A 16,321-nucleotide genomic window follows, 5' to 3' on the forward strand; every position below is an offset into this window, starting at 1 on the left:
GAAGTCATGCAGCGGATATGGTACATAGAACTAAAAGCCGTATATGCACTGCGGCAGAACGGAGAATATCATGTCAGAATTAGAAGGATATGCGGGAATAGTTACCGGCGGCTCCAGCGGAATAGGTCTGGAAGTGGCCAATCAGCTGGCCTTAAGAGGAGCAACCGTATATATCATTTCAAGGACCGGACACGTCAAGGCCGACTGTCCCGAAAGCCTCCCCGGAACTGTTCACATAAAGGGAGACATTACCGATACCGAAGAAATGCGCGGCATCATCCGTGAGCTTGCGGAAAAACACAACGGTCATCTCGATTTCCTTGTGAACAATGCCGGCGCCACCTATAAGTGCGTTGCCCAGGACATTCCCGAGGATGAATTCGACAGAGTCCTGAACACCAACGTCAAGTGTTCCTTCCTGATGGCTCAGATGCTCTATCCATACCTTAAAAAGAGTCCTCACAAGGGAAGGATAGTCAATATCTCCAGCATGAGTGCCCATCTCGGATTTTCACTGGTGGTTCCCTACTGTGTAAGCAAATCCGCAGTTCTGGGACTGACCAGAGGGCTGGCCATAGAATGGGCCAACGATAACATTACCGTAAACTCCATTGCTCCCGGCTGGTTCCACAGCAAGATGCTGGACGAGGTCATGGACGATAAAAGACGTGAGCAGATACTGAACCGTATCCCGGTACATGATTTCGGTGATACTAAGGACCTTGGCGCTCTGGCGGCATTTCTCATCGGCCCCAACGGTTCATACATAAACGGTCAGGACTACGCCATGGACGGCGGCGCTCTGGCATACGGATATTGATATGATAACAAAAAAATTCTCCGGTACTGAAGGCAATGAATGCCAATGCTATATCCGGCACCACCGCCTGTATAAGTCCATCACATTTTCCATACATTCTATTGCATCCCGCACTCTGTATGATTATTATAATTTCCATGAAAAACTATTACATGGACAATGCGGCCACGACGCCGCTTTCAAAAGAAGCTCTTGAGGCCATGATGCCTTACCTTACAGAAGAATTCGGCAATGCATCAACCATTTATATGCCGGGACAGAGGGCAAAAAGTGCAGTTGAAAACAGCAGACGCACCATAGCTGCCACCATAAATGCTAGACCGTCAGAAATTTATTTTACCAGCGGAGGCTCGGAATCCGATAACTGGGCTCTTGTGGGCGCATATGAACAGGCGCGTTCTGCCCTTCGTGAAAAAGGCCTGCCAGGACATATCATTACCGATAAAATAGAACATCATGCCGTTCTCAACACCTGCGGGTATCTGGAATCCCGGGGCGTTGATGTAACCTATCTCGACGTGGATTCTCAGGGCAATGTCAATCCCGGAGATGTTATGGCAGCAATCCGGGAGGATACCATTCTCGTCAGTATCATGACAGCCAACAACGAAGTGGGAACCATTGAGCCTGTAAAGGAAATCGGGGAAGGTCTCCGGAAACATCAGGAAAAAACCGGACAAAGAATTCTGTTCCACACTGATGCTGTTCAGGCATACGGACATATTGCACTGGATGTTTCCGGGCTCAATGTTGATCTCATGTCCTCAAGCGCCCATAAACTTAACGGGCCAAAGGGCACAGGTTTCCTTTACATGCGCCGGGATATCACTCTTCCCGGTTTTATACACGGGGGTGCTCAGGAACGTGGACGGAGAGCCGGCACGGAAAATGTCCCTGCCATCGTGGGATTTGCCCGGGCTGCGGAAATTGCCTGCGGAAACATTGGCACAAGGATGATACGGGAAACAGAAGTACGTGACCATCTTATAAACAGGCTCCTTAATGAGATTCCGGGAACAGTTTTAAACGGCTCACGGGAATCCAGACTTCCGAATAATATTAATGTCTGTTTCCCGGGAACAGACGGAGAAACTCTTCTCCTTCTTCTTAATGAACACAGCATTTATGCAAGTGCCGGTTCCGCCTGTGCCAGCGGTTCTCTGGAGCCGAGTCATGTGCTTATGGCCATGGGGCTCAGCAAGGACGAAGCCAGAGCCAGTCTCAGACTGACCATCAGCCATGATACCTCCATGGAGGATGCCGACTGCGTGGCAGATACCCTGAAACAAATTCTGTCCCGTCTCAGAAATATTTAATGATGTGATGTCTAAAATATATATACTCATCATAGCAAACTGGGCACATATACCTGCCATGTTCTTAATGATCTTTAAGGATGCCTTTGAGATTATTGCTTCCCGATACGGACTCTCACGAAGTTTCAGAAATTTAATAAATAAGCACTTGTTCATTTTACCCGGTAAATGTTATCATAAGTCGTAATTTTTTCAGGAGGTCAACGATGATTGGTTTTTTTGATGCCGAGTTCAATTCACTGAAACAAGCTGACGGAAGCTATGATTACAGTCTGATTGATATCGCAGTCATACCATGTAAAAGCAAGAAACAAGTGCCTGTAAAAAAACCTTTTCAATCATTTTGCCGACCGGAAAAGAATGACGGAAAGGTTTACCGGGCTATACGTGAGCTGACAAATATCTCACAGGACGTAATAGATAAAGCCGAAGGGTTCACTACAGTTTACAGAGCATTCAGAGAATATATAACTCGAAACAATATCACAAAGATCTTCACCTGGGGCGGCAGTGATCTGCCTATGATGAACTGGAACTGTGAGTTTTACAATATTCCTAAAGAAGAGAGGGATATACTTGATCTCTTCGTAGACATTGCCCCTGACATCTGCAGTAAACTGGGCACAAAATCCGTTACTTCCGTGGAGAACGCTTCATTTATCTGCAGCTGCAGAAAAAGAGACAGGCACAATGCTTTGGACGATGCCATATCTTTACATGAAATTGTTTACGTCACCGAGCTGAAAAAGTTCAACCGGCAAAGGGCAAAACAGTTCCATGAATTTGAGTGTCACAGAAATGATTTCCTTATTGCAAAACAGCTTATGGAAAGCCTGAAGCTTCATGGCACAGATATAAACGAACTCATTGAACGCATAAATAACGGAGAGAAATTCCCAAGCTTTTTTGAGTATCTCTGCCGGAATGAAGACAATAAAAAACAGGAATCGGCTTGATAATAACCGATTCCTGTTTTTTTACGTTGTAAGTGTCTTTAATCCATATCGGACCGATTCCTGCACTGCCTGTAACGCCGGCCATGAAAATCCGCATCGCGAAGGATGGCGTGCCGTATTCTTTGAACCTGCCAAAGGGCGCCTTACTCCCTTTTACAGAAAATCCACTTTTCCCGTATCTATATGATACAGAGCTCCCACAACTTTCAGGCTGTGTTCATGCTCTTCCTTCTGTATCTCGAGACTCTCCTCCACCGCAGCGACACTGTGCTTCACATTGAGGATACATGCCTTTTCCGGATCGGTTTCATCCCGTATGGCTTCCCGTATCTCATGAAGTATAAATCTGATGTATTTATTGTCATCATCCGGATGGAAGGCTGCTCCTATGGCTCCGCAGTTTGTATGTCCCATGACAACGATAAGTCTCGTACCCAGATGGCTCGCCGCATACTCTATGCTTCCCAGCTGATGATCGTCGATTACATTGCCCGCAACTCTGATGACAAAAAGCTCACCTATCCCGGTGGAAAATATAGTTTCAGGAATGACTCTCGCATCAGAGCAAGTCACCACCACTGCAAAGGGTTCCTGTCCCTTTCCGGCAGTCTTCAAACGGGCTCTATTCGAAACATCTCCGTTACTCATATCAGTTTCCACATATTTGCGATTTCCATCCATGAGCCGTTCCAATGCTTTGTCAGCAGACATTACGATTTTGTTCATGACTTACTTCTCCTTTTTCTAAAGCATCTCCCAGTTGCATCTAACATCTTTATACCAGAAAAAGGCATTCTTTTTAAGTCATTTCTTCTCATCCCATCGCTTCTTCAGTACGAAAGCAGATGACTTAGGCTGGCGGTCTCTGGTGAATATTCCCTTCTTGTTTCCGCCTACTCTGAAGATACCTTCGGAGGTTGCGAAATCAGCGAAATTCCACACCAGCTCTCCCTGAATGGAATCGTAATCATCAAGTACTCTGAAGTTCATCTCATAGTAGTCATTCTGATATTCCTCAGACCACATGGTTCCCGGAAGCGAATGGTTTCCTGCCAGAGTATCTGTGCCGAATTCCGTCATGACAAAGGGCTTATCAACTCCTAAAGCTTTCCAGCGGTCAAGCTCGTCCCTGAACTTTCCTTCGGCCTCTTCAAAATCTTCACCGCCGCTTATGTACCAGCCGTAATATCTGTTGAGGCAGATGAAATCGAGTAGCGGGTAGCAACGGCACTTTTCAGGACTGCTGTTCTTCTCCAAAGCACCTGTAAGAGGTCTCTTCTGGGGATCCAGTTTCTTTGCCTCTTCAAATATCCCGGAGAAATATTCATATGCATAATCACTTGTTGTTTCCGGCTCGTTAAAAAGACTGAAGGCTATGACACTGGGATGATTTTTATCCCTTGTAATCATTTCCCTTATCTGCTGAAGATGATTCTTCTTAAGCTTCGGAACTGTAGGTGTCTCAAAGAAATAAGTGTACTTTCCGGTTCCCGCATCAACGAAATTGTGAGTAGAACGCATCATTCCCACAGCAGGTACCTCATCGATGATGAGGAAGCCCTCTTCGTCAGCCATGCGGTACCATTCATCAGCGTATGGATAGTGGCTGGTTCTGAAGCAGTTTGCCCCGTTCCACTTCATGCACTCAAAATCACGTTTGGCAACCGAATAGTTGAAAGTTCTTCCCAGAATGTTGAAGTCCTCATGTTTTCCGTAGCCCTTGAGATAAACAGGCTTTCCGTTTACAAGTATCTCCCTGCCCTTTACCTCTACGGTTCTTAGTCCTATTCTGTCTGTGTACTCATCAAGAAGTCTTCCCTCCTTGTCAGTCACCCTTATGACAATGTCATAGAGATGGGCATCTCTCACATTCCAGAGGATGGGATTTTCCACTGACAGTGAGGCTGTATACACGGTGATATCATTAAAGCTGATCCCCGTGGTTTTGCCGTCACTATCGGAACAAATATCCTTGAAATCTTTTTGAAACTTTGATATCCCGATATTTTCCTCAGCGTGAAGATTCTCTTCTGCAGCAACCCTTCCTGTTTCATCGATGAGCTTCACAGAAACATTGACATAATCTAAAGCTGTATCTGCACAGACTGCTGATTTATCCTGAGAAAACGGAGCTTCTGATCCTTTTTCTTTGTTTGAACCTTGCGTGCCGGCTTTTCTCAGCTTCACCTGAAAATCAATTTTGGCACTTCCGTCGGAAAGCTCTGTAACATAGCTGTAATCCTCTACGGAAGTTTTCGGCACAAACAAAAGCTCCACACTTCGCTGGATTCCTGAGTAATTGAAGAAATCAAAATAGGGCTTTGCAGTGAGGCTTCCGTCTTTGTTTTTCTTGACTGTTCCGCAGGGAAGACTTTCCTCATTAAGTTCGTTGTTTGCTTTAACGGAAAGCCGATTCACACCCGGACAGATATACTCTGTGATGTCAAAAACAAATGGAAGAAATCCTCCCTCATGCTCTCCGATTTTTTGTCCGTTCAGATAGACCCGGGCCCTGTGGGTAACGCTTCCGAATCTCAAAAGCACCCTCCCGGATTTACGCTTTCCGGCACACGAATAGGGCACTGCAAAATCCGTTTCATACCAGAAATCACCGCAATAGTTCTTTTTCTTTTTATCTGTGAAGAGATCCGCAAAGCTTCCGGGAACAGGCATCATTTCATACTCAGAAAGCCCCTTCTCCCACTGCTTTTCTTCTCCTGTTTTTTCTCTGTCAAAGGAAAATTTCCACATCCCGTCCAGGGAAAGCTTCATCCTTGTGGCTGTCATGCAGGGATATAAAAGTGATTCCATCATATATTCAAATCTCCGTTTTTTACATTATCTCAGGCAGAAGCCTTCTGAGCTGCCGTTGTTTTAAACCCGGAATGCTTATCCTCATTATCTTCTCTGAATGTCACAAATGCTGCCGCAAAAGCTCCAACTATGGAGATAACGATAGCTACGATTCCCCAGGGGCCGTAAACCGCATAGATGGCCGGCAGTGTAAGAGCATTAACAGAAATCTGCACATCTCTGGTTACATGCATGACCGCACATAGAGCTCCGCCGATTCCGTTGATGATACACATAGCGGCAAAAACCTTCTTTCTTGCAAGAAGCACACCGTAAATTGCAGGCTCTGTTACGCCGCCGATAAATGCCGACAGGGCTGAGGTTCCCGAAAGCTCTTTCAGCTTCTTGTCTCTTGTTCTAAGGAATACTGCAAATGTTGCTGCTGCGATACCAAAGTTTGTTCCTACAGTTAAAGGAAGGATATAGTCATAGCCTAAAACCGCATAGTTGTTCATGCAGATAGGGATGAGTCCCCAGTGAACACCGAAAATGATCATTACAGGCCAAAGTGCTGCCATCAGGAATCCTGCAAGAAGCGGTACTGTGTTGAGACCGAGCTCGATCATTACGGCGATGCCTCTTCCCACATAATCTGTCACAGGTCCAACAACTATAAGTGTCAGAGGGAAGATCACAAGAAGGTCAAGCAGCGGGATAAATATACCGGCAACAACCTCAGGCAGGAACTTCTTGAGAAGCTTCTCCCACTTGGCCTGAACAAAGGCTGCCGCAATGATGGGAAGCACTGAACTTGTGTAGCTTATCATGTTCACGGGAATGCCCATGAAGGTAACTGCCGTTTCAGCAGACTTAAGAGCTACGATGTTCGGATAAACCATAGCTGCCGCCATAGCCATGGTCAAAAAGGGCTTGGCTCCAAACTTCTTTCCTGCTGAATAACCGATGAAAATCGGAATGAAATAGAATACGCCGTCAGCAGCGGAATAAAGAATCTGATATGTTGTTGACTCCTTTGAAAGCAAACCCAAAGTGACAAAAAGAACTACAAAGCCCTTCAGAAGTCCGGCTCCCATATAGGCTTCCATAAATGGTGTAAAGATAGCGGAAACATACTCTACAAACTTGTCTCCGAGGACATTTTTCTTTGTCTTCTTTTTGTTTTCAGAAACGATATCCCTGATATCTTCAGTATCTTCGGAATCCGCTCCTCTGTTCTGTCCCCAGGCTGCCGCTTCCGGAAGTGCCATAACCGCATCGTAAGCCTTTGTTACATCCTGGCCGATAACCACCTGTGTCTGCCCGCTTGCTTCAATCACCTTCAGAACTCCGTTGATGCTCTCAAGCGCTTCCTTGTCCACCTTTGACTTGTCCTTAAGAATAAATCTCAGTCTTGTCACACAATGTGTAAGCTCCTTTACATTGTCACTGCCGCCTACATTCTTAACAACTTCTCTGGCTATCAGTTCATAATCCTTTGCCATATCTGTTTCTCCCCGATAATTTGATTATTCCGGCAGACTTCTTATATCCATTCCGGAATGTAGTTTTAATTCTGAAGATATCAGGTGACCCTGTCTATGCCACCCATATCATCCGGCAAGGATCCTCGTTGTACTAAACAGATGTCAGTACAAACGATACCGTACCGGTTATTAATTTGAATCGATTCAGCTGATGGTGACATTATAGCAGTAGGTCGTTCTTTGCATTAGAATATTTTTGATGATATAGCAATATAATGCACGCTGTGCTAATATTTTTTCACAATCACTCACAGAAAGGAGTTTCCGGTACAACGACATTTAATTTTGACATATATTTCATACGTCTATATCACACTTATACCCGCACGGTAGCGGGAGAATTGCACGAAACGAATCTATGTCGGCTTTGACCGGATAAATGCTATGAATCTTTATGACGCCTGCCGCTTTCTCGAAAATCTGGAACTGATTCCGGTTCACGTTTTTGACTCCGAAAACGCCATTTCTGAATTTATAAACAAATACCGTATCCACCCGTCTCAGCAGCTCTTTTCAGAAAAGGAGCTGAATGAGCTGTTTTCAGCATTAAACGACTCTGATTTACTGCTGTATGAAGACCCTTTCCGCATAAAATTTCTCTTTGGTAAATGCCGGGATATCCCTGTTGCCTACGGTCCCTACTGCACAGAGCTTCTTTCCACCGAAGAAATCACCATACTCCTCTCTCACCTGAAAATCAAAGACCTTTCACCAGAAGATCTTGCCCGTCAAAGAAGCCGCTACACCGTAAAGCCTCAGCAGAATGTACAGTATCATCTCAATATCCTCTTTTCCGAAGTCACCGGAGATGAGACCATACGAAATGTTAAGCTCTATGCGCTATCACCCTCTTCTTCATACATCGAGGCTTCAACTGAAAAAAAGGAGCTCCGCACCCAGCTTGTACGTGAGCATTACAGCAATGAAAAACGTCTTATGAATGCTGTCGAAAGAGGTGATTTCACAGAGGCTCTGGAGGCATGGCACTTCCTGCACAAGGCAGTTTCATACACGAAAATCGGCCACACTCTCGAAACAGCCAGAGTATCCGCCGGCATTACCAGAACCCTTATTCGTATAGGTGCCGTAAATGCCGGACTCCCCGCCGAAATAAATGACCGTATATCCGGCCAAAGTTCTTTCAACATAACCAAGGCACGAAGCATTGACAGCATATACCAGGAGCACGAAAGACTTATCAGGGAGTACTGTGATGTCATAAAAGCTTATCGTGAGAACAAGTACAGCACCACCGTACAAAGTCTCATATATCTTTTGGAAAATGACTTCGAAAAGTCTCTGACCCTTGAGGAACTGGCATCTGAACTCAGCATCAGCAGCAGTGCCATCAGTCACCTGTTCAAAAAAGAGACCGGCACTACGCCTATGGCATATCTTAACCACATCCGCGCAAAAAAAGCAGCCGACCTCCTGAGACAGACCGATTCATCTATACAGGAGATAGCTGCTTCCGTTGGAATACTTGATTCCAATTACTTTGTCAAGTGCTTCAAGAAAGAATACGGTATGACTCCCAGCACATACAGAAAGCGGTTTGGAGCTTCGTGAGAAATTCCGGAATCACAAATTATGTAGTCTAAATTCAGACCATATGCAAATCAAATAATATCTGATATCATCTCCCATACAGGGTCCTTCAATCCTGCTTCAATAATTCATATCACGTTCTGTGATTAATAATTCCACAAACTTCTGTAAGAGTAGAGGTATATGTCAATCCACTGAAGATGGAAGCATCCTTTTCAGACTGGCAGAATATAACCTTCGAATAGCACTTGATAATGCAGAACATAACCATATTTCGAATACAGTCATTATCCGTCTTCCGAATTCCGGTCTTATCAATCTGAGAGGCCCCGGAGATTCCTCTAAAGTTTCACAAATGAGCATAGTCTATAAATATCAAGATCAGGAAATACTGCTGCCTGTTCCCGTAATGAATATTACTGCATATTCTGCAGACGATATATACAACGACAGGTTATTCTTTTTAATACCGTTTTATGCTATAAGGTATGAAAAGCGTTTAATAAAAATATCAGATTCGGAAGACCCCGAATATGATAAGATATATTCAGAACTGCAGGATTATTTCGGCAGATTAAAGGAAGCTTGCGAGAAAGATATCATCTCTGAAGATGACACCCGTAAGCTTGCTGAACTTTCAAAAATCATTCTCATACATATATCAAGAAATCTTAATTCGACTTTACGTGAAAGGATGGTGAATCTCTTGGGCGGACAGGTACTTGAACTTCAGGAAGACAGATGGCTTAAGCAGGGCCGGGAAGAGGGACGTATAGAAGGAAGCAAATCTATATTATTCTCTTTAGTCATTGATAAAATCATAGATGTTTCAGTCGCCGCCGAAAAAGCAGGCGAAAGTGAAGGTGAATTTATTAAAGAAATGGAAGCGTATATCAATAAACAAAAATCATAATCATTAATCGTTAAAAGCATCGATGACGTTTAAATCATCGATGCTTTTGTATTAATTGCTTATTTAGCTCCCACAATATATACCACAACATATATTTAAAAATATCAGCTCATCTTCATTTTTCCTTAATTCATGAATAAAATCATATTTCTTTCGGTTGGCTTGAATGATGGGAGAGGTTTATAATAATCTGATTGTGACTATTTTGATATTCTGATTTTTTGACAGCGAGGTAATTTCATGAACAGACAATTTCAGGGTAACATGATGCTTTTGATCACTTCCTTGATCTGGGGTTCAGCCTTTGTTGCCCAGAGTGCGGGAATGGAATATGTAGGACCTTTTACCTACAACACAACGAGAAGCTTCATCGGCTTTCTGGTACTCATACCCCTTGTAATATTCTTCAGAAAAAGATTTCTGAGACAGCATCCCCTTTCCGAACGTCAGGAGCAAAAGCTGAATCACAGCTCAGTGACAGGTGGAATAATATGTGGCATGGTACTCTTCGTGGCCAGCAATCTCCAGCAGGTAGGCATCAGTTCCACAACAGCCGGAAAAGCAGGGTTCATCACCGCCCTTTATATCGTCATAGTTCCTATAATGGGAATACTTATGGGTAAGAAAATTGCCAGGATTATATGGATTTATGTCCTGATGGCAATATTCGGATTTTATCTTCTGTGCATCAAAGACGGTTTTTCTATAGGTAAAGGTGATTTCTACTGTCTTCTTTGCGCAGTTGCCTACTCTTTCCATATCATGGTCATAGACCACTTCGCCACCCAGTTTACAGACGGAGTCCTGATATCCTGTGTCCAGTTTCTGACAGTAGGAATCCTATCTATCGTCCCTACACTGCTTTTTGAAACGCCTTCATTTTCCGCTATATGGGATGCAAAAGTCACCATCCTGTATGCAGGAATCCTGTCAAGCGGTGTGGCCTACACATTGCAGATACTTGCGCAAAGCCGTACCAGTCCGACTATCGCTCCGCTTCTTATGAGCATGGAATCCGTTTTTGCAGTTGTATTCGGATGGCTCATTCTGAAGGAAAGTCTGAGTCTCAGAGAAATGCTGGGCTGCGCCATCGTGTTTCTGGCTGTAGTTCTGGCACAGCTGCCTGCTCCGGATTTTAAAAAGAAACTATTCAATTCATAAGCCACTTGACTTCCGGATCTTTTAGATCAAGCTTCCGAAAGGATGTAATGAATTATTTGGGCTTCGATACAGCTAATCTGCGTCTCGGCCTATATATAAGAATTATTTTAAGAAGGTGAATTCCATGACTGACAAAACAAAAAGAAAACAATTTATTCTTTGCTTCTCTGCTTTCGTAACAAACGGAATGCTGGCTCTTTCCATCGGTTCCCTGCTGCCGTTCCTCCGGGATGCCTTCGGTCTCGATTATGCATTCTGCGGACTTCTGGTAAGTCTTCATTCCATAGGAAACCTTTGCTCCAGCTTCTTTTCAGGGGCACTTCCCATGCTTATAGGAAAGAAAAAAAGCATTCTCTTCTTTGAAAGCTTCTTCCCTATTTCTTTTCTCCTGATACTTCTTGGAAACTACAGATTCCTTCTTGTTTTTTCCTTCCTGGCAACAGGAATTGCAAGAGGAGCCTCAAGTAATTACTGCAATGCAAAGATCAACTCCATCGCCACCGGCATGGCCTGGGCACTGAATTGTCTCCATGCCTTTTTTGCGGTCGGCGCCTTCTTATTTCCTCTTATTCTGATGCTCATGACCAGAAACGAGAGTCAGAACTGGGTATACGCCTGCGTATTCCTCGCCGTTCTCGGTGTCATGACATGTCTTTTCTACTATCTGATGCCGGAGGATGCCGAGTCCGGAAGCCATTCCGGCAAAAAGAAACCTGTAGATAAATCTTCAGACATATCCGCCGATCAGGATATGAACCCGAAGACATCCGGCGCATGCCCGGCAAACGAAAGAAAAACCGGGAAGCCTGCTGCAGCCTTTGGATTTTTCAGGGAGCCGCTCTTTTATATATGTATAGCTACACTGTTCTTCTATTTATGTGCGGAACAGGGTGTCATCGGATGGATGATCACCTATTTCAAGGACACCGGACTCCTTCAGCCAAATCTCGCTCAGGTCACCGCAAGTATTCTTTGGGTGATGATCCTCTTAGGAAGACTCACAACAGCTTTCCTTTCAACTAAGGTAAAAAAAGAGAACCTGCTTCCCGCCATGGGCGTAGGCATAGTTCTCTTCTTCATAGTGCTTATACTGTCCAGAACCACCCTTCCAATCATCATCGGTATAATGGGCTTCGGTTTCTCCATGGCCGGCATCTATGCCACAACCGTTTCCTTTGCAGGTGAGCTCATCAGGAAGTACAGCCTTGCCTGGAGCTTTATCCTCACCAGTGCAAGCCTCGGCTCCATTGTCATGCCCACAATAGTAGGTGTTATCGCAGAGAACTTCGGCATCGCAACAGGAATCGGAAGCATAGCCATTGCCCTTTTCATCGACATGATCTGCATCATGGTGCTGGTCAGATTTGTAAAACGAACCGGTCATATCAAGGCAGAGTCAAAGTCTGTCGCACAAGCGGTATGATCTGTCATGAAGGTTATGAAATCCTCGGGAGGAAGAGGCTTGGAGAAAAAGTAGCCCTGCTCATAATCGCACCCAAGCTCTTCCATCTTATTTTTCATATCTATAGTCTCTATGCCTTCGACTATTACCCCCATTTTAGAATGTTTAAACAGGTTGATAAGGTCGGGTAAAAAACCGGCCTTACCTTCAAAATATGACCATACAAAGCTCATATCGATTTTTACAACATGAATCGGCAGATTTACCAGGCTGTTGAGATTTGCAGCTCCTGTTCCGAAATCATCAAGGAAAAACTCCGACCCTTTTGCGCTGAGTCCTGCTATGGTAGTCAGTATCATAGTATAGTCATCTATCATGGACTCGGTTATCTCAAAATCAAACAGGCTCATGGGTATTCCATGCCGTTTGGCAATTTCATACAGGTCATCGGAAAGACTGCGGCTTATACACTGGATAGGTGAAAGATTAACACTGATGAATCTCAGTCCTAGTTTTTCCGTATCCACATTTTCAAGAAAGGCGCAAACCCTCTCAAAAATCTGTTTACCTATCTCTATGATGTCACCGTTTCTTTCGGCTGTCTGTATAAATTCAACAGGCGGAATATTCCCGATATCAGGATCCTTCAGCCTCGCAAGGGCTTCCGCACCTTCGATTTTCCCTGTCTTAACCGAGTATATAGGCTGAAAATATACTTCAAATCTGTTTTCGGCCATCGCACGCTTTATGGCTTTTTCTACATCCCTCTGCCTCTTTACATTCTCAATCATTTCTTCTGTAAAAGAAAAATTATCACGGCGATTTTCGGAATATGAATTTACTATAGCATATCTGGCTATATCACTTATGATGGGGCTGTGCTTACTTATCATTTCCTCGGAAAGCAGCATCATACTTATATTTACCGGAAAATAGTTGTCGCAGATTCGAATCAGATGAGTATATTTTTCTTTCCACTCTTCTGTCATCACAGAAACAGCCTTATTCTGATGTCCCTTAAACAGAATTATAAAGCTTCCGTTTTCTGTCCAGAACAAGAATTCATCCGGATAGTTCTCGGCAAGCCAAGAAGCTACTATTTTAAGAGTTTCTTTTATCTGCTCCATGCTGTATATAGCTTTCAGAGTCCCAAAATTATGCAGAGAAATAGTCATGAGACTGAATGGTATATTCTTATTCTGAATATCCTTTCCTATGAGATAAAGTGCATTCTTGTTGAGAAAACCCGTGCCTGAGTCTCTGTATAAGTCAGGATTTTCTGATGTAAGAAATATTATCATTATAGAAAGCAGACTGAAGTAACTTGTCACCAGCATATGATAGAACTGTTTTCTGACAAGTATTCCGAATAAAAGTAAAAGGTTATAGGAAAGAAGTCCTGCCCGTATACGTCTTGTCATTTTGCCCCAATTCATCGCGATGATCACCAGTGAACACCCGATATAAAAATACGTGCTGAAGTATATGACAGGGTAGAAAGAACAGTTATGATAACCATCCGCTGAAAAAGTATAGATAGCCGCTGTCCAGGGAGAAGACAGAATAAGCATAACGGCTGCTGCCGCCGGAAGAGAGACTATCATCCTGATCCAAAAGTAGTGCTTATTATAAAATCTTGAGGCTTCAACAGTGTATACAAACAGAAAAAAACCCCTCAGTATAAATCCCAGGAAATATGCGTGGTTTACCGCATACATGATCCATAACGGAAATTCTTTCCATATCTCATTCATTTCACAGGAAATGATATCCGCAGTTGTCATCACAAAATTGGAGATCAGGATATACCAAAAGCAGTAACTCTGCATCAACGGAAGATTTCTTCTGAATCCATAAAACACGAGAAGTATGATCTGTACCGGCAAAGTAGCTATTGCGAAATCATAATTAAAGGGACTTATCCAATTTATCATATCACTCTCCATCTCGCCGTAGTTCTCATAACGGTACATATATTAAGAATAGGCATTTACGATTTTTACCTGCCACTATTATTATCGAACCAAACTGACAACAGTATAAATGAACTTTATTTTGATTTCGAAGTCCGGTCTGTTATACGGAGAGCCCGGTCCTTAATTTCGCTAAATGAACCCCGGGAAGTTAATAAACCAAAAACAGATGCAGCCCCTTTGGTTTCAGAGCTGCATCCGTCTGTTTACCGTTCAACAAGTTGATACCTCGAATGCATCTCGTACCTGAGTCAAAAAGCTGCATCCATAAGTTTACCGGTACTGTATTTTATGTTTATCAGGAGAAAAATATTGTTATAGAAATATACGTTATGACAGAGGTGCCGGATATTCGATCTTTGTATCTGTAAAGTCAAAAGGCCATACAGTCTTGAATGTACCATCCTGAATCTGAGCCACAGCAACAGAAGAGTGAATATTATCATTTGTATGCTGTGCACCATCAAACTCATAATCCTCAAATTTGATTTCATTATAAGGAAGGATGATGTCAGGACCGTTAGGGAATGAATCCTTGATATCGATCTTATCAAGGACATCCTTAACAGCAGTTCCGTCTGTTGTGCCGGCCTGTTCAAAAGCTGTCTTAAGAAGCCATACCACAGTATAAGACTCTGCTGAATGTCCGTTCATATCTACATCAAATTGAGCCTTGAACCTCTCATTAGTCTCAACACCCTTCTTAAGATCCGGATTGAATTCCACAACAGTTGTTATACCGTTGGAGATTCCCTCTGTTGACGGGATATATGACGGATCCGCAAAACCGTTCGCCTTGGCAATTATGATAGGAGGCTGATAATTCTGCTCCTTAAGAGTCTTTGTAAAAAGAATTGCATCTGCTATATATGACTCGCAGATAACTGCATCTGCATTGGCTTCTTTAAGAGCGAGGACCTCTGAGGTGAGATCCGCAGCACCGCTTGAATACTGAACTTCCTTCACGATCTCAAGGTCATACTTTGGTGCGTAGAGATTAACGCAGCGAATGATTTCCTGTCCGATCTGGGAATTATCCGCAAAAATCGAAACAGTCTTTACTTCTTTACCGGTCTGTTCGGAAGAATCTTTTATATACTTGACCATATCTTCCACATATACTGAGTTAAGCGGGCAAAGACGGAAGAAATACTGGAGTCCTCCTGTTGAAATACTGTCTACTGTAGAAATGGCTGTTACCATAGGTATCTTATACTGCTCACATACCTTGGCAACGATTTCTGTAAGTGTTGACTGATGGCATCCCATGATGGCATTTACTTTGTCCTGTGTGATGAGACGTTCTGCCACAGATCTTGCTACCTTTGGATCACCCTGTGTATCACCTCGAACGATTTCTATAGGTCTGCCGTTTACTCCCCCTGCTGCATTTATCTCTTCAACAGCAAAATCCACGCCACGCATGATATTGGTACCTATTGCAGCCTTGTCTCCCGATAATGCATACATGGCACCTATCCTGATAGGTTCACCGCTTACCTCTCCGGTTGCACCTGCAGCTTCCGTTGCCTTTTCTGTAGCTGCCTGAGAATCTTTGACAGCCTCTGTTGATGCGGTCTGTTCCTGTGCCTGTGTTCCGGCTGCAACCCCTGCCCCCGATGATGCCCCACAGCCTGCAAGCATGGAGCCGGTAACAGCAAAGACCAGAAGTACTGAAGTCAGTTTACTTAGTTTCATAATGTCCTCCTTTTAAATATTATGATGTTAGTGTCAAAAGTCGATATCGGACCGCTTCGCGCTAAGCGCTCTCGCGTTCCTCCCACATTCCGCACTCTCAGGCCGATAAATCGTCCTTTCGTGCTCCATGTGGGGCGTGTCATGAAGTCTATCCTCCACTTTTGTGCAAGCACAAGTGGAGGAAGACTTATGACACT

Annotated in this window: 12 protein-coding genes; 7 read left to right on the plus strand and 5 right to left on the minus strand. The window is 43.8% G+C overall.

Going from position 1 to position 16,321, the window contains the following annotated elements:
- The first annotated feature begins 70 nt into the window (after positions 1 to 70).
- The 3 genes from T515_RS11600 to T515_RS11610 all read left to right on the plus strand — a co-directional run bounded on the left by T515_RS11600 (position 71) and on the right by T515_RS11610 (position 3,092).
- Positions 71 to 820 carry an SDR family NAD(P)-dependent oxidoreductase gene (locus tag T515_RS11600; protein ID WP_036611249.1) on the plus strand — a complete coding sequence of 250 codons (750 nt, stop codon included), beginning with the start codon at positions 71 to 73 and terminating at the stop codon, positions 818 to 820.
- A 119-nt stretch (positions 821 to 939) separates the two neighbouring features.
- A complete protein-coding gene (locus T515_RS11605) occupies positions 940 to 2,136 on the plus strand; it encodes a cysteine desulfurase family protein (protein WP_242839371.1) in 1,197 nt (398 codons plus the stop codon).
- 206 nt (positions 2,137 to 2,342) lie between these two features.
- Positions 2,343 to 3,092: an exonuclease domain-containing protein gene (locus T515_RS11610; RefSeq protein WP_036611251.1), complete on the plus strand. Its 750-nt coding sequence runs from the start codon at positions 2,343 to 2,345 to the stop codon at positions 3,090 to 3,092.
- Between the two features lie 153 nt (positions 3,093 to 3,245).
- Here the strand turns inward: T515_RS11610 and T515_RS11615 are convergent, their stop codons facing one another.
- From T515_RS11615 to T515_RS11625, 3 genes are all read right to left on the minus strand, one after another.
- Positions 3,246 to 3,818, minus strand: coding sequence for a carbonic anhydrase (locus T515_RS11615; protein WP_051671677.1), 573 nt, complete (start codon positions 3,816 to 3,818; stop codon positions 3,246 to 3,248).
- Positions 3,819 to 3,896: 78 nt separating this feature from the next.
- Positions 3,897 to 5,906 (minus strand): glycoside hydrolase family 2 TIM barrel-domain containing protein, encoded by a 2,010-nt coding sequence (locus T515_RS11620; protein ID WP_036611253.1) that lies wholly within the window; start codon positions 5,904 to 5,906, stop codon positions 3,897 to 3,899.
- 29 nt (positions 5,907 to 5,935) lie between these two features.
- Entirely contained in the window at positions 5,936 to 7,387 is a 1,452-nt protein-coding gene (locus T515_RS11625) for a PTS transporter subunit EIIC (protein WP_081832799.1), read from the minus strand.
- A gap of 426 nt (positions 7,388 to 7,813) precedes the next feature.
- Here T515_RS11625 and T515_RS16745 point away from each other — a divergent pair, with 426 nt between their 5' ends.
- The 4 genes from T515_RS16745 to T515_RS11645 all read left to right on the plus strand — a co-directional run bounded on the left by T515_RS16745 (position 7,814) and on the right by T515_RS11645 (position 12,474).
- Positions 7,814 to 8,998, plus strand: coding sequence for a helix-turn-helix transcriptional regulator (locus T515_RS16745; RefSeq protein ID WP_051671678.1), 1,185 nt, complete (start codon positions 7,814 to 7,816; stop codon positions 8,996 to 8,998).
- A gap of 121 nt (positions 8,999 to 9,119) precedes the next feature.
- The gene (locus tag T515_RS11635; RefSeq protein WP_155988365.1) at positions 9,120 to 9,890 is read left to right on the plus strand and encodes a hypothetical protein; all 771 of its coding nucleotides are present in this window, start codon (positions 9,120 to 9,122) and stop codon (positions 9,888 to 9,890) included.
- A 240-nt stretch (positions 9,891 to 10,130) separates the two neighbouring features.
- Positions 10,131 to 11,051, plus strand: coding sequence for a DMT family transporter (locus tag T515_RS11640; RefSeq protein ID WP_036611256.1), 921 nt, complete (start codon positions 10,131 to 10,133; stop codon positions 11,049 to 11,051).
- Between the two features lie 124 nt (positions 11,052 to 11,175).
- Positions 11,176 to 12,474, plus strand: coding sequence for an MFS transporter (locus T515_RS11645; RefSeq protein WP_051671679.1), 1,299 nt, complete (start codon positions 11,176 to 11,178; stop codon positions 12,472 to 12,474).
- Here the strand turns inward: T515_RS11645 and T515_RS11650 are convergent.
- Together T515_RS11650 and T515_RS11655 are read right to left on the minus strand one after the other, a co-directional pair.
- The gene (locus tag T515_RS11650) at positions 12,432 to 14,387 is read right to left on the minus strand and encodes an EAL domain-containing protein (protein ID WP_197026440.1); all 1,956 of its coding nucleotides are present in this window, start codon (positions 14,385 to 14,387) and stop codon (positions 12,432 to 12,434) included. The genes T515_RS11645 and T515_RS11650 overlap by 43 nt on opposite strands.
- A gap of 369 nt (positions 14,388 to 14,756) precedes the next feature.
- Positions 14,757 to 16,124: an ABC transporter substrate-binding protein gene (locus T515_RS11655; protein ID WP_036611260.1), complete on the minus strand. Its 1,368-nt coding sequence runs from the start codon at positions 16,122 to 16,124 to the stop codon at positions 14,757 to 14,759.
- Positions 16,125 to 16,321 lie beyond the last annotated feature (197 nt).

The organism is Oribacterium sp. P6A1, from assembly GCF_000702885.1.
In the GTDB taxonomy this organism is placed as follows: domain Bacteria; phylum Bacillota; class Clostridia; order Lachnospirales; family Lachnospiraceae; genus Oribacterium.